The sequence below is a fragment of the Palleronia rufa genome (assembly GCF_000743715.1).
GTDB lineage: Bacteria > Pseudomonadota > Alphaproteobacteria > Rhodobacterales > Rhodobacteraceae > Palleronia > Palleronia rufa.
The window spans coordinates 1-14,994 of sequence record NZ_JQEY01000001.1 but is presented as its reverse complement, the minus strand read 5'-3'; the positions used below and the strand labels follow the sequence as shown (position 1 = coordinate 14,994).

Genomic DNA, 14,994 nt, shown 5'->3' with positions numbered 1-14,994 from the left:
ACGTCCGCGAGGTGCTGGCGCAGCCGATCGGGGCTGTCGGCGGAGGCGCTCGACCGTGGCCTCCGCGATCGTGCGGTTCGTTCGCCCGACCCGGCCGTTCGTCCATGGATTCCGACCTGGTCGGCCGGTGCTCGGTGCCGCTCCGCGAACGGACTGCCGTTTTCGGTGAGGGACCCGACAGGACACAACCCCGAGCGTGCGGTCTTTCGGGCCGCCGTCGCAACGCGTTGGGCGACCGCGAACTGGGCCGTCCGGTTAATGCCGGCGAAAAGGTGGAGCTTGCCCTCCGCTGTCTGCACCTTGGCAAGGCGCCTTGCCGACGGAGCACATGTCCGCGACGTGAGGGTCGACAAGGTCGGCGTACGTCGTCAGACGCGCGACCGATGACCTGTTGGGTGCCAGCCCCTGATCCACCCGGGTCTCCGTCTGCCGGCCCCAGCGACGGGCGTCGTCCCGGCGCACGAACGTCTCTCTCGCGTAGCGCCCCTCGTGCCGGACCGCTGCGCCTTGCACCAGCCCCAAGGATGCGGACCTTCCTGTGCGCGGACTCGGTTCCTGCCGCAATTGCGAACGCTTTCGGAGGTTGGGCCGAGATCCGCCATACGCAGCGAAAGACACGAATGGTAGTTCGAAGACCCCTCAATATCACCAGGGCTGCAAGTCCACGGCGAACCGATCAAGCACCCAAGCGGTCTCCGAAGGGGCGAACCGGTCTTGCTACGAGGCGACGCGAAGTGCCGATACGTCGGCGGCCGTCGGATTCGTCACCAGGATCAGAGCGCATCCGCTGATTTCGGCCTCTCGGATGGCAAGCGCCATCGTTCCGAGCGTCGTGCGCAGCACCGTCTCGCCTCGTTTCGACGCGTCCGCGACGACCTCCACGCGCGTGTCAGGCGACATGCCGCTTGCGACGAGATCGGCAGCCAGATCGGCGGCGGTCGACACCCCCATATAGATCGCAAGCTCGGTGCCGCGCTTGGCGAGACGTGGCACATCGGCCAGCGCTCCGTCCTTCTGACGGCGCGCGGTGGTCAGCACCAGGGTATCCGTCATGCCGCGGGAGGTGAGCCCGCGCCCGAGGGCCGCCGCCGCCGCGCAAGCCGCGAGGATCGTGTTCACGCCAATTCCGAAACAGGAGCACAGTGTCGGGCCGGGATCGGGCCGGTCGGCGGGCGCTCGGCCCGTCAGCGTGTCGGTATCTGGCAAGGTCGTGAGGTAGTCGCGCATCAGGCCCAGAGGCCGCGGTCCAACGAAGAGGGCGGCGGCAAGGCGACCGCCCTCGCGGAACGCCAGCCGGGTGACGCCGCGCGCCGGGTCGCTCAGCACCTGCGCCTCGGCCTCGGGCAGGTCGAAGAGGGTGCGGGCGGCCTGCTCCCAATCTACGGGGCTGTCGGTGCCGGCGAGTTCTGCGCGCCAGCCGCCCGCGCTGCGCGCGACGGCCCAGTAGCCGCATGTCGGAGCCAGGGGCGCGGCGGAGACGGCAAAGCCGTACCAGGCGGCGGGATAGGGGCGCGCGGCGCAGACGGCGGCCTTGCATTCCGGTTGGCCCGAGATCGGGTCCGTCGCCCCGGCGACCAGCGCGTCGATCCGGCCCGAGGGCGCCATCTCGGCGGTCCAGTGGATCGGCGCGAAGAATGTGCCGGGCTGGACCGCGTCGGTCACGGTGGCGCGCAGGATCGCGCGGCCCGTGGGGGCTGTCAGCTCGACCAGCGTGTCGGGCGCGACGTGGAGCGCGGCGGCGTCTTGCGGATGGATCTCGACGAAGGGTTCGGCCAGATGGGCCGAGAGGCGGGCCGACCGCCCCGTGCGCGTCATCGTGTGCCAGTGGTCGCGCACCCGGCCTGTGTTCAGGCGAAACGGGAAGCGCGGCGTATGTTTCGCCGCAGGGGCGCGCCAGGTCACGGGCACCATCCGCATCTTTGCGTCCGCGTGAAACGAGCCGCCATCGGCGAAGAACCGTCCACCGCGTTTCGCGGCCACCGGCCAGCGCGTGGGGGGCAGCGTGGCGTAGGCGCTGTCGGAAAGATCGGCGAGGCCCGAGATGTCGAAATCGCGACCGAAGCCGCCTGCGATGCCGGACAGGGCGGCGTGTTCGCGGAAGATCTCTGGCGGTCCGTGGTAGTCGAAGGCGCGTCCGTAGCCCAAGCGGCGGGCGACCTCTGCGATGTGCCACCAGTCGGGCCGGGCCAATCCGGGTGGGGTCAGGGCGGCGCGCTGGCGCGAAATCGTGCGGTCGGAATTGGTGACCGTGCCGTTCTTTTCGGCCCAGGCGGCCGCGGGCAGCAGCACGTCCGCAAGCCGCGCGGTGTCGGTCGCCGCCGTCACATCGGAGACGACGGTGAAGTCGCAGGCGGCGATGGCGGCGCGCACCCCATCCGCCTCGGGAAGGGTCGCCGCCGGGTTCGTGTGCATGATCCAGAGCGCCTTGATCCGTCCCCCGGCCACGGCGCGGAACATCTCCACCGCCTTCAGGCCGGGCCGCGTGGCGAGGCGCGGCGCGTCCCAGAAATGGGCGACGGCGGCGCGGTGGGCCGGGTTCTCGATGTCGAGATGGCAGGCAAGCGTGTTGGCAAGCCCGCCGACCTCGCGGCCGCCCATGGCATTCGGCTGACCGGTGACGCTGAACGGACCCATTCCCGGCCGACCGATCCGGCCCGTGGCAAGGTGGCAGTTGAGGATGGCGTTGACTTTGTCGGTGCCGCTGCTCGACTGGTTCACGCCTTGGCTGAACACGGTCACGACGCGTGCGGTCCCGATCCAGAGGTCGCAGAAGTGCCGGATCAGGTCGGGGGTGAGGCCCGTCGGATCGGTGCTGTCGGCCCGGGCGGCGGCGAACGCCTCCTCCAGCCCCTCGACCCGGTCCAGATAAGCGGGGTCGAGCGCGCCCGCTTCGACGATCGCGACCAACAGCCGATTGAACAGCGCCACGTCCGAGCCGATGGCGAGCGGCAGATGCAGATCCGCGCCGTCGCAGCTCGCCGTGCGGCGCGGGTCGATCACCACGATCCTCGTGCCCCGCGCGGCCTTCGCGGCGAGGACGCGCTGATACAGGATCGGGTGACACCACGCAAGGTTCGAGCCGACCAGCACCACAAGATCCGCCTCGTCGAGATCCTCGTAGGTGCCGGGCACGGTGTCGGTGCCGAAGGCGCGCTTGTGCCCCGCGACGGTCGAGTCCATGCAGAGCCGCGAGTTGGTGTCGATATTCCCGGTGCCGACAAAGCCCTTCATGAACTTGTTGGCGACGTAGTAATCCTCGGTCAGCATCTGGCCGGAGGCGTAGAAGGCCACGCTGTCCGGGCCGTGCGTCTTGATGGTTTCGCTGAAGCGGGCGGCGACGAGGTCAAGCGCGGTGTCCCAGTCCGTGTCCTGTCCCTCGATGCGCGGGGCGAGCAACCGCCCGTCAAGGCCCAGCGTGTCGGCAAGCGCCGATCCCTTCGAACAGAGACGCCCCTTGTTCGCCGGGTGGTCCGGATCGCCCGTCACCTGGAGGCCACCCGTGCCATCGGGCGCCAGCAGCACCCCGCACCCCACGCCGCAATAGGGGCAGGTGGAGCGGATGGCGGTCACGCGGCGCTCCGCTTGCCGATGGCGTCGCCGTCGATGAGGACGCGGCCCTCCTCGACGCGGACGGGATAGGTGGCGATGCGGCCCTCATCGGCCCCCTGCACCTCTCCGGTTTCCAGTGAATAGACCCAGTTGTGCAGCGGACAGGTCACGCGGCGGCCGTGGACAATGCCCTCGGCCAGCGGGCCGCCCTTGTGTGCGCAGGTATTGGAGGTTGCGAAGATCTCCGCCTCGGCGGTGCGGAACAGTGCCACGCAGCCCGCGCGCGTCTTGACCATGCGCGCGCCGCGCAGGGGAATGTCGTCCAGCGCGCCGATGTCGATCCAGCTCATTGGGCGGCCTCCAGGGTCAGGTCGGCAATCGGGGCGAAGGCGCGGGCTTTCTCGCGCACCGCCAGTTCGGCCCAGGGATCGGTCTGGTAGATCGTCTGGCTCAGGTCGAAGCGCTCGACCAGCGCGCGGCGCGTGGCGGCGTCGCCGAGCGTCTCTTTCACCCAATCGAGCCCCACCTTGCCGAGCCATTTGTAGGGCCGGTCGAGATACCTCGCGTGCTCGCGGTAAAGCTGGACGAAGGCGACGGTCCATTCGACAGCCTCGCCCTCGGTGGCGACCTTCACCAGGCGCTCGACCTCCTTGACGTCCATGCCCGCGGCCCCGCCGACGCCGATCTCGTAGCCTGAATCCACGCAGACGATGCCGACGTCCTTGCAGGTCGCCTCGGCGCAGTTCCTGGGGCAGCCCGACACGGCGAGCTTGACCTTGTGGGGCGTCCACGATCCCCAGAGCCGCTTTTCGAGCCGGATGCCGAGGCCGGTGGAATCCTGGGTTCCGAAGCGGCAATGGTCGGTGCCCACGCAGGTTTTCACGGTGCGCAGGCCCTTTGAATAGGCGTGGCCCGACACCAGACCGGCGGCGTTGAGGTCGGCCCACATGGCGGGCAGATCCTCGCCCTTGACGCCCAGAAGGTCGATGCGCTGACCGCCGGTGACCTTGACCGTCGGGACGTCGTATTTCTCTGCGGCGTCGGCGATGGCGCGCAACTCCGACGCGCTGGTGATCCCGCCCCACATGCGCGGCACGACCGAGAAGGTGCCGTCCTTCTGAATGTTGGCGTGCTTGCGCTCGTTGACGAAGCGGCTTTGCGGGTCGTCCTGATATTCCAGTGGCCCGTCGGCCAGCAGGTAGAAATTCACCGCCGGGCGGCAGACATGGCAGCCGTTGGGCGTGCGCCAGCCGAGTTCCTGCCAGACCGCCGGTTGCGACTTCAATTCTCGCGCCTTGATCAGACGGCGCACGTCCTCATGGGTGAGGTCGGTGCAGCCGCAGATCGGTTGCGCGGCAGGCATGGCAAAGGCATCGCCCAGCGTGACGGCGAGCATCTGTTCGACAAGGCCCGTGCAGGTCCCGCAGGAGGCGCTGGCCTTGGTCGTGGCGCGCACGGTCCCGAGGTCGGTGGCGCCACCCTCGATGGCGGCGATGATCTGCCCCTTGCAGACGCCGTTTCAGCCGCAGATCTCTGCGTCAGCCGGCAAGGCTGCAACGGCGGCCATAGGGTCCTGCGCGGCCCCCCCCTGGTAGGCGGGGCCGAAGATCAGCGTCTCGCGCATCTCGGCCACGTCGGTGCCATCCTTGATGAGGCCGAAGAACCAGTTGCCGTCCGCCGTGTCACCATACATCACCGCACCGACGAGCCGGTCGTCTTCGACCACCAGCCGCTTGTAGATGCCGCGCGCCGGATCGCGGAACACGATATCCTCGCGTCCCGGCCCTTCGGCGAAGTCCCCCGCGCTGAACAGATCGCAGCCGGTGACCTTCAGTTTGGTCGAGAGCTGCTTCGGCGCGAAGGCGGCAGGCTCGCCGAGCAGGGTCGCTGCCAGCACCTTGGCCTGATCGTAGAGCGGCGCGACGAGGCCGAAGAGCTGGCCCGCGAATTCCACGCATTCGCCGACCGCGAGGATGTGCGGGTCGGAGGTCTGCATCTGCGCGTCCACCTCGATGGCGCGGTTCACCGTCAGCCCGGCCTCTCTCGCCAACGCCACGGCCGGGCGGATGCCGACCGCCATGACCACCAGATCGGCGGGCAGGACCGTGCCGTTTTCCAGCTCCACCGCCTCGACGGCGTCGGTGCCCTGGATGCACCTCGTGCTGGCCTCGGTCATCACGGCGATGCCGCGCCGCTCCAGATCGGCGCTCAGAAGGTATCCGGCGGCGGGGTCGAGCTGGCGCTCCATCAGGTGACCGGCAAGGTGCAGCACCGTGACCTCCATGCCCCGCAAGCGCAGCCCGGCCGCGGCTTCCAGACCCAGCAGACCGCCACCGATGACCACGGCACGGCTGCCAGGCGCCGTGTCGATCATGCGGTTGGTGTCGTCGAGGTCGCGATAGGCGATGACGCCGTCGAGATCGTGGCCAGGGCAGGGGACGATGAAGGGCGCCGAGCCGGTGGCAATGACAAGCCGGTCATAGGACACTTCGCCGTTGACGCCGACGACGACGCGGCGGTGGCGGTCGATCCGCTCGACCGCCTCGCCGAAGCGGCAAGTGACGTTATGCGCCGCGTACCAGTCGTCGTCGTGGGTGACGATCTCGGCATAGCTCTTCTCGCCCGACAGCACGGGCGAGAGCATGATGCGGTTGTAGTTGCCGCGCGGCTCGGCGTTGAACAGCGTGACCTCGAAGCGGTCGGGATCGGCCTCGAAGAGATGTTCCAGCAGACGGCCCGAGGCCATGCCCGCGCCGATGACGACCAGTTTTTCCATGTCCACTCTCCTCAGCAATACCAGGCGACCACGTGGGCGAGCTCGCCGCCCCTGTGGACCGGGAGGGCGACCATCATCGCGTAGGCGCCGGCGGCGGCCCCCGTTTCGGCCACCGGAAGGCCGGCGCCGAGGACCCGGCCGATGGGCCCCTCCCAGGCGTGGGCCACGCGCTCGTTTCCGGCGTTGTCTGGATCCCAGAGCGGGCCCCCGCGCTCGCAGATGCCGTCGATCAGCTTCGCCGTGTCGCGCGGGCCTGTCTTGGCGGCGCGCGCGTCCCAGATCTCGAAGCGCCGTGCGATGGGGGTGCCCTTGGCCGAGAGCAGCGTCAGGACATAGGTCTTGTCGCCCGGTACCGGGACCGGCAGCCCGAGGCCGGTCGTCAGCCCCGCCTGTCCCGCGCTTTCGGAGCGGATGAACCGGTAGCCCGAGCCCAGGTCGCGCATCAGGATCGGCGTGTTCGAGGACCAGACGCCCCCCGGCAGGCCCTGGCCGCGCGGGAATTGCGTGTGCTGGCTGACCCATTCGAAATGGCTCGCCGCGCCGTAGTACCCGTCGTCGAGGGTCAGGATGCCGTCGGCTTCCTGCCACACCTCGATGGCGCCGGTGCGCGTGGCGTCGTCGGCGCAGAGCACGACCAGCACCGCCTTCAGGGTCGCTCCGGCGAAAACCGGAACCGCGACGGCGCTGGTCAGCCCGACCTCCTTCGCCGCATCGGTGCGCTTGAAATACGAACCGTCGAATTGCTCGAGGACGACCGGCCGCGCCTCGGCCCAGGCCTTGCCGGGCAAGCCCTCGCCCTTGGCGAAGCTCTTGCGATGCGACGCCTCGGCGAAGCTCGCATGGGCGCCGTAGACTCCGCCGGACAGGACCAGCCGGTCGCCCTCGGGCACCCAGATTTCTGCGACCTCGACAAAGGTCTTCGACGTTTCCAGAACGGTATCCATCGGCCTTACTCCGCCGCAATGGCCTTGTCGGCCGGTTTGGGTTGGGTCCTGGGCCGCGCGCCGTGCTCGTATTCCTCAAGGAAGTTCAGCACCTGCTCGCGGTAGAGGTAGTAGTCGGGATGTTCGAGCAGCGCCTTGCGAGAGCGCGGGCGCGGCAGGTCCACATCCACGATCTTGCCGATCGTGGCCTGCGGGCCGTTGGTCATCATCACCACGCGATCGGCCAGAAGGATGGCCTCGTCCACGTCGTGTGTGACGCAGATGGCGGTGACCTTGGTGCGATCCCACACCTCCATCAGCACCTCTTGAAGCTCCCACCGGGTGAGGCTGTCGAGCATCCCGAACGGCTCATCCAGCAGCAGGAGTTTGGGCGACAGGGCGAAAGCCCGCGCGATGCCCACGCGCTGTTTCATGCCGTTCGAGAGATCCGCGGCGGGCTTGTCCATCGCATCGGCAAGCCCCACCCGTTCGAGGTAGTATTCCACCACGTCCTGCCGCTCGGCGCGGGAGGCGCGGGGATAGACCTTGTCCACGCCCACGGCGCAATTCTCGCGCGCCGTCAGCCAGGGGAAGAGAGAGGGCGACTGGAACACCACGGCCCGCTCCGGGTCCGCGCCCAAGCTCCACAGTCAGCTTGACCGGCTTGTCGTCATGGATCGGGCCGAGCTTCAGCTTCTTCATTTCACTTCTCCCAAAAGCTCGAGGATCAGGTCGCGGGTGACCATGACGCGGACGGGGAAGCCCGGGCGGATGGTCAATGTCGGTGGGACGGCGAGCTGCTGTTGCACGATCTCGTCCCCGGTCCGCCCGATCGTGTCTTGCGCGGCTTCGCGGATGGCGCGGGCGACGTCATCCGCGCTGTCGGCTCTGCTCTCCAGGCCGAGGTTCAGGATCGTGGCGAGGCCTGCGGCCAGGAAGACGCGACCCCAATGGTAGTTTACCCGGTCCTGCAGGCCGGACGCGCCGGTTCCGTCCGTGCCGGGCGCGCGCTCCAGCACAAGGGAGCGACCATCCGGAAGGATGAGCCGGGTCCAGACGAGGAGCAGGCGGCTTTGCCCGGACGCGATGCGGCTGTCATACTCCCCCAGAAGCCGAGCGCCTTGCGGGATCAGCAGGTAGCGACCCGAAGGACTGCCATAGACGTTCGACGTCACCTGCGCCGAGATCTGGCCGGGAAGGTCGGAACGAAGACCGGTGATCAAGGCAGCCGGGATGACGGTTCCGGCCTGCAGAATGTAGGGACAGGGCGGTGCCGTGATGCGTTCAGCGCTCACAGTTTCCGTGTCTCCGGTTCGCATGAGGAGTGTTTCCCGGCTCGAGTCGGGGTCGTTGGCCGCCCCGGTATTCGGGTTCGTGGGAAACAGCGCGCCGGTCGCAGGCAGAGACGGGACTGGCGGCGTGCCGCCACGCGGCACAGTCTGCGCTTCGGCAAAGAGGGCGCTCAGGCGGGCGGCCTCGATCTCCTGAAGTCTGCGTTGTTCGTCCGGATCGACGGTCGTCGGGACCGGACCCGCAAGCGGCGGAGCAGGCACAGGCTGACCCCGATCCTGAGCGCCGAGAATGGCGCGGCCAAGCTCACCGGGCAGAGGCGGTCCGAGACGCGGGATATCGGCATAGTCGCGTGGGAGCGTCGTAGGCCCTTCGGCGGCCTGGATCCGTTCCGTGGAGTAGAGCTCGCTCTGAGTTCCGTCCGTGCGATTGCTCTGCAGCGCCACGATCAGGATTGCGCCAACTCCGAGCCCGCCGACGGCCGTTGCAAGCGCGATGGCCCGGCGGGACAAACGCATCACGCGGGGTGGGTCGGGTCTGAGGCGCAGTTCGCGGGCGATGTCCTCTTCGCTTCTTGGGCGCTCGGGCATTTCGGGTGGGTGTGTCATCACTCCGCCTCCGGTCGGGGGTCGCCCGGCTGACGTCGGATGCCATCCGTCCTTACGATCCGTACGACCTGTTGCTGCCTTTCGCCGAGACGCAGCTCCGCCGCGCCGAACAGACGATCGACGATCAGCACGTTCCCGAGCACGCGGGTGTTCACGATCTGGCCACGCCCATCCGCGGCGATCACGAAGAGCGGGGGCATTTCGCCTTGGGCGATGCCGGGCGGGAAGACGACATAGACTCGCCGTCCATCGTCGAAGACCGAGACCGGCCGCCAGGGCGGGGCGTCGCCCTGCAGGCCGTAGCGGTAGTGCCGATCGGCCTCGAGCGAGATCACCGGACGCCGGAGGATCGGGGCGCGTGGCGTGGATCGCACTTCCGGGTAGGCCCAAGCAACGCTGGGCATCCAGGTCTCCGCGTCCGCGTGCAACTCGATGTGATAGGTGCGCCGGTCGGTGTTGACGACGAGGTTGGTGGCGATGTCGGGACGTGTGGGCTTGGTCACGCGACCGAGGTAGCTGTCACCCGTGGCCGTCCAGCCCGCCTTGGCCATGTCGAGCCCGACGGTTCCGGCCAGCACATCCGCATGCGCGATGGCGCGCGGGCGACGCTGGTAGGGGTCGTGGACGGCATTCACGCTCATCGCCACGCAATGGGCGAAGAGCGCCTCGCGGCTGCAGCTGTCGAACTCGGTCAGCGCCTCCCAGAGGTCCTCGGGTGCCTTCGGCAGGTTCCCCGCCCAGGTCTCGTGGCGCTGGTCGATGGCCTGCGCGTAGGCCGTGTCGCCGAGGCCCGGCACCTGCGATCCGAAGGCGGCATTGCGCGGTTCGATCTCGATGCAGCTGTCGACGGCGTATCGGTAGAAGAGCCGCAGGACCATCGCGTGCAGGGCTGCGAGGAAAGCGACCTGCGGGTCCTGGGCCAGCGCATTGCGCAGCGCCAGGGTGCGATGGGCCGTCAGTTCCATGACGAGGCGGTCGGAGAGCGGTTTGAGGCCGTCATCCTCTTCCTCGTCGTCCGCAATAGACGCGACAGTGTCGTCGGTGTCCTCGACCTGCGCCGCTTGCGGTGCGACCTCGCCGAGGTCCTCCACCTCCTCGACCGGCTCATCCTCAGGCCGCACGTAGCCCCGTTCGACGCGCAGACGCCCGGAGTTGTCGATGCTGACGAAGGCTCCTGCCAGCGCGAGGTCGTCGGCCTCGTACCGGATCGGACGCGCCTCGAGTGCCTCCATCGCCTCCTCGATCTCGCCCAACCGGGCATCGACATCGTCGGGCAGTTCGTCGGCTTCCGCATGCTCGGCCTCGAGCGCGTCGTATTCGGCCTTCAACGCCTGGTAGCGGGCCTCCTCCTCGTCGCTCATCGGCACCGCTTCGCCATTGACCCGGCGCATCCCGAAGGTATGGCCATAGGGGAACTCGGTATCGACCTCGACCCATTTCCAGCCCTCGGCACGCACCCCCTCGGCCTCTTCAGCGAGCTTCTCGCGCACCATGACGTCGAGCAGGGCGGCATCCTGCAGCCAGCCGCCGTCATCCTGCTGGAACAGATCGCGCAGGATCTCGCCCCCGGCCTCGACATAGTTGTCGAGCCCGACGAACTGCGCCCGCTTGTCCGAGGCCCGCACCGCACCCTCGGTCAGCATGCGGCGGATCTCGTAAGGCTGCCGCGAATAATGCCGCTGCAGCGCCTCCCAGACCTGCTCCTGCCGCGCGTGATCGGGGTTGACCGTGAAGGCCATGAGCTGGTCGAGCGTCATTTCCTCCTCGGCATAGGCATCATGCAGCGACGGTGCGACCGCGGCGAGCTTCAGCCGCTGCTTGACCACGCTGGCCGAGACGAAGAAGGCTGCGGCGATCTCCTCCTCGGTGCGACCTTTCTCGCGCATCGCTTGGAAGGCACGGAACTGGTCGAGCGGATGAAGCGGCGCACGCTGGACGTTCTCGGCGAGGCTGTCCTCTTCTGCGAGCCCATCGGTGCGGACGATGCAGGGGACAAGTGCTGTCTTGTTCATGCGCTTCTGCTTAACGAGCAGTTCGAGCGCCCGGAACCGCCGCCCGCCGGCGGGGATCGAGTACATGCCGGTCTCGGCGCCGCAGTCGTCCAGCACGGGCCGCACGGTGATGGAGCTGAGCAGCGTCCGCCGCGCGATGTCCTCGGCCAGTTCCTCGATCGACACGCCCGCCTTGACGTGGCGCACGTTCGACTGGCTGAGCATCAGCTTGTTGAAGGGGACGTCGCGCGAGGCGCTGAGGGTGATTTTTTGTTGCTTTGTCATCGGGATATCTCCGCGACAGGCCAGCCGGGAGCCTCTCTCCCGACCTCCAAACCCGTCACGGAAAACCCGGCACCCCTCTCACTCTGGAGGCACCGGGCAGGCCATATGAACTTGCAAATCAATCCATATGGCCTTATATCATCAGTCAAGCTAGGAAGGAGCGCCAACACATGGAAAACCTTGTTCTGGAACGTCCTGCGCCGGATCGGCAGGGTGTCGCTCTCAAGGCCTTCGCGCGGATCGCGGAGGCCTGGTCGCTCACCCTGCGTGAAGCGGCGGCGCTGGCGGATATGTCGGACTCGACCTGGAAGCGGGCCAAGAAGCCGGGGTTTGCTGGGGATTTGACGCGGGATCAGATGCTGCGTTTGAGCGCGCTGATCGGCCTCTATAAGTCGCTTGAGCTCTACTTCAATCAGCCGATTTCGCGGGACTGGGTGAAGCTGCCTAACCGGGGTCCGGAGTTCGACGGCGCGCGGCCTGTTGACGCGATGATCGAAGGGGGATTGCCCAAGATCCTGCGCGTGCGGGGCTATGTCGATGCGCTGCGGGGCGGGGTTTGAGGGTCACGTCGGTCAATGACCGCGCCCTTGTCCGGCTGATCTCCGAGACCCATCACAAGCCGCCCGTGCTGCGGGGACTGGTCGACAGCGACGAGGAGGCCGCGATTCTCGCCGAGATCGAGGGCGAGACCAGTGCCCGCCTGATCGCCGAGGCGCAGGGCAGCCCCGCGCTCGACCGCCGCGAACTCGCTTTCGCGCGGCGGTCTCATGACCTGACCCTCTATGGACAGAGCCATATCAACGCGGCCTTCACGTACACGAGACCCTCGGGCAACCGCTTCAATACTGGTGACCGCGGTGCCTGGTATTGCGCCTGGGAGATGCTGACGAGCGCGCAAGAGGTCGGGTTTCACCGGACCCGCGAACTGGGCTTCATCGGCCGCTACGAGGACGAGGCCCGTTACGTGGAATTGCTGGCGGATTTCATCGGGGACTTCCCGGATCTGCACGGGGAGGCGCATCCCGCGCTCGATCCGGCCCCCGAGCGGGGCTACCCGGCCGGGCAGCGCCTTGCCGCGGATCTGAGATCAGAGGGGCATCGCGGGCTGATCTATCCCTCCGTACGCTACCCGGGCGGACGGTGCTTCGTCGCCTTCGATCCCGGGATCATCCAGAATGTCCGCCCTGGCGCGAGCTGGAAGCTGGTCTGGCAAGGTGCACCCGAATTCACGATCGAGGGGTTCTAACGCCCCTCGATGTCCTCATGCGACACTTCAACTCTTGGCATTAAAGCTCTGAGAACAAACCACCTCCCTCAGACCTTCTCCAGCAACGCCTTCGCCTTCCCCTCCATCACCAACCGCGCATCCTGCTGCGGTTTCGACCGGGCGACCGCCGTGATCCCCTGCACGAAGTCAAAGACGCTCTCAGGCGGGCGGCCTTCCTCGGCCAGGACCGTCTCGACGATTCGCCCCGTCTCCGCCTTCGAGAACCCGCGCTTGCGCAGGAAATCCTGACAGTCCTCGTCCGACCGCGCGACGATCTTACTCCGCGCCGCGCGGATGCCGTCGATGAAGGGTGCGGGCGAGGACTCGGCGAAGCGGCTTAGCGCAGGCGCGGCCTCGTGGGCGAAGCGGGAGGCGGCGTATTTCGAGTGCCGGATCGTGATCTCCTGGAAGTCCTCGACGCCCCACAGGTTGCGGTTCTGGCAGACGGCGCGCAGGTAGAAGCTGGCGATACCGAGCGTCTTGGCTCCTACCTCGGAGTTCCAGCAATAGAACCCCCGGAAATAGAGGTCGGGCGAGCCGTCGGGCAGCAGCCCCGCCTCGATCGGGTTGAGATCGTCGACGAGGAACAGGAACACGTCGCGGTCCGAGGCGTAGAGCGTCGTCGTCTCCTTCGTCACATCCACGCGCGGATTGTAGATGCCCGTCGACCAGTCGAGCACGCCCGGCACCTTCCAGCGGGTGTCGCCTGTCCCGTTGCCCGCGATGCGCTGGACGGCGGAGACCAGTTCATGGTCGTAGATGCGCCCATAGTCGGGGCCGGTGACAGCGCGCAGTTCGGTGCGACCTTCCGCGACCTCCATCGTCTTGATCTGCTCTGCCCGGTGGTTGGTCAGCCAGTACTGCAGGTTGATCCCCGCCAGCGGCGCGGGCAGTTGCCGCAGATAGGCGGCCGGCGCGCCGACGAGGCTCGAGAGCTGGCCGAAGGACCAATGCGTCGGCGCGATGGGTTCAGCCGCGCCCGGTAGGACAAGGCCCAGCTTCTCCGGGTTGTCGCGATACGCCTCGACCCGGATCGGCGCACTCTCCACCGTGCGCGTCCGGCTGCGCTCCGCCCGGCCTTTGACGGACGTAAAGAGATCGTCGAGCGACAGATACCGCTCGTCATCCGGCCGCGAGAACCACTCGGACGACACGCGGTCCACATTCGTTCCGCGCGACACTTCCACCTTATAGCCGCCGCTGGCGTCACGCCCGGCATCGATAATCTCGGTGTTCATTGGGAAACCTCTGGACCTGTCGCGATTTCGTGCCGCCCCAAGTGCTCGTTTAAGCCACTTTTCTTTCGAATGCGACGGGGCTTTTCCAGCCCAGTGCTGAGTGGCGGCGACGCGGATTGTAGAAGCCATTGATGTATTCAAAGATCGCCACTTCAGCTTGCCGCCGCGTTTCCCATGACCTGCGCCAGATCAGCTCGGCCTTGATCGTCTTGAAGAAGGTTTCGACAGCGGCGTTGTCATAGCAATTGCCCTTGCCGCTCATCGACACCTTGAAGCCATGCTGGCGCAAAAGCTTCTGATAGTCGTGTGAACAATATTGCGACCCGCGATCCGTATGATGGATGCAGCCTTTGGGCGGCGCCCGAAAAGCTATGGCCATGTTCAACGCCCGGATCGCCAAGTCGCGTTTCATCCGGTTGCTCACGGCCCAGCCGATCACACGCCGTGAATGCAGATCGAGGATTACGGCCAGATACAACCAGCCTTCGCGGGTCCAGACATAGCTAATGTCACCGGCCCACTTCTGGTTGGGCGCATCAGTGTTGAAGTCTCGATCCAGCAGGTTCGGCGCGATATTGAACTTGTGATCGCTATCGGTCGTCACCTTGTGTTTGCGGGTTCTGAGGCTCTGTTGCACAAACCCGGTGAGGGATTCATGTCGTGAGTCCAGCGTGGTAGCTGGACGACATGAGCAGACCCACACCGCCAACCTACACGACCAGGAACTGGCCGGCCTATAATGAAGCGCTCAAGCGCCGTGGCTCGCTGACGATCTGGTTTGACCCAGAGATGATCTGGGATGCTGCGCCGACCGGCAAACGCGGCCGACAGCCAACCTACAGCGATACCGCCATCCAGACATGCCTGACGATGAAGGTTCTGTTTGGCATGGCGTTGCGCCAGACGACCGGGTTCGTCGAGAGCCTGTTGCGTCTGATCGGTTTGAACTGGGCGGTGCCCGACTTCAGCACGCTATCGCGCCGCCAGAAAACGCTGGCCGTGAACATCCCGTATCGTGGCTCCAACGGCCCAGTGCATCTCCTGATCGATAGCACGGGCATCAAGGT

Annotated in this window: 9 protein-coding genes and 3 pseudogenes; 3 read left to right on the top strand and 9 right to left on the bottom strand. The window is 67.1% G+C overall.

From position 1 onward, the window contains the following. Positions 1-717 precede the first annotated feature (717 nt). The 7 genes and pseudogenes from KW83_RS00060 to KW83_RS21775 all read right to left on the bottom strand — a co-directional run bounded on the left by KW83_RS00060 (position 718) and on the right by KW83_RS21775 (position 11,422). Positions 718-3,570 carry a molybdopterin-dependent oxidoreductase gene (locus tag KW83_RS00060; protein WP_051928053.1) on the bottom strand — a complete coding sequence of 951 codons (2,853 nt, stop codon included), beginning with the start codon at positions 3,568-3,570 and terminating at the stop codon, positions 718-720. After that, positions 3,567-3,899: a nitrite reductase small subunit NirD gene (gene nirD / locus KW83_RS00055; RefSeq protein WP_036172796.1), complete on the bottom strand. Its 333-nt coding sequence runs from the start codon at positions 3,897-3,899 to the stop codon at positions 3,567-3,569. Before nirD ends, KW83_RS00060 begins: the two co-directional genes overlap by 4 nt. Next, positions 3,896-6,325 (bottom strand): annotated as a pseudogene (gene nirB / locus KW83_RS00050) (nitrite reductase large subunit NirB). Before nirB ends, nirD begins: the two are co-directional and overlap by 4 nt. An 11-nt stretch (positions 6,326-6,336) precedes the next feature. After that, on the bottom strand, positions 6,337-7,269 hold the full coding sequence (locus tag KW83_RS00045; protein WP_036172793.1) for a GAF domain-containing protein: 933 nt from the start codon (positions 7,267-7,269) through the stop codon (positions 6,337-6,339). Between the two features lie 5 nt (positions 7,270-7,274). Beyond that, positions 7,275-7,886: pseudogene (locus KW83_RS20825) on the bottom strand (ABC transporter ATP-binding protein); the annotation flags it as partial. Between the two features lie 60 nt (positions 7,887-7,946). Further along, positions 7,947-9,146, bottom strand: a complete 1,200-nt coding sequence (locus KW83_RS00035; RefSeq protein ID WP_036172791.1) for a TrbI/VirB10 family protein — start codon at positions 9,144-9,146, stop codon at positions 7,947-7,949. Continuing rightward, entirely contained in the window at positions 9,146-11,422 is a 2,277-nt protein-coding gene (locus KW83_RS21775; protein ID WP_081904380.1) for a TrbG/VirB9 family P-type conjugative transfer protein, read from the bottom strand. The genes KW83_RS00035 and KW83_RS21775 overlap by 1 nt, the downstream gene beginning before the upstream one ends. Positions 11,423-11,592: 170 nt before the next feature. Here KW83_RS21775 and KW83_RS00025 point away from each other — a divergent pair, with 170 nt between their 5' ends. Together KW83_RS00025 and KW83_RS00020 are read left to right on the top strand one after the other, a co-directional pair. Then, positions 11,593-11,982: an antitoxin Xre-like helix-turn-helix domain-containing protein gene (locus KW83_RS00025; protein WP_036172788.1), complete on the top strand. Its 390-nt coding sequence runs from the start codon at positions 11,593-11,595 to the stop codon at positions 11,980-11,982. Continuing rightward, positions 11,979-12,668, top strand: a complete 690-nt coding sequence (locus tag KW83_RS00020; RefSeq protein WP_036172785.1) for an RES family NAD+ phosphorylase — start codon at positions 11,979-11,981, stop codon at positions 12,666-12,668. Before KW83_RS00025 ends, KW83_RS00020 begins: the two co-directional genes overlap by 4 nt. 68 nt (positions 12,669-12,736) lie before the next feature. On the opposite strand, the gene KW83_RS00015 is transcribed toward KW83_RS00020, so the two are convergent. Then, positions 12,737-13,927: a hypothetical protein gene (locus tag KW83_RS00015; RefSeq protein WP_036172782.1), complete on the bottom strand. Its 1,191-nt coding sequence runs from the start codon at positions 13,925-13,927 to the stop codon at positions 12,737-12,739. Positions 13,928-13,976: 49 nt separating this feature from the next. Then, a pseudogene (locus tag KW83_RS00010) lies at positions 13,977-14,552 on the bottom strand (IS3 family transposase); the annotation flags it as partial. A gap of 62 nt (positions 14,553-14,614) precedes the next feature. Between KW83_RS00010 and KW83_RS00005 the strand changes: the two are divergent. After that, a partial coding sequence (locus KW83_RS00005) for an IS5 family transposase (RefSeq protein ID WP_036172780.1) occupies positions 14,615-14,994 on the top strand: 380 nt, incomplete at its 3' end.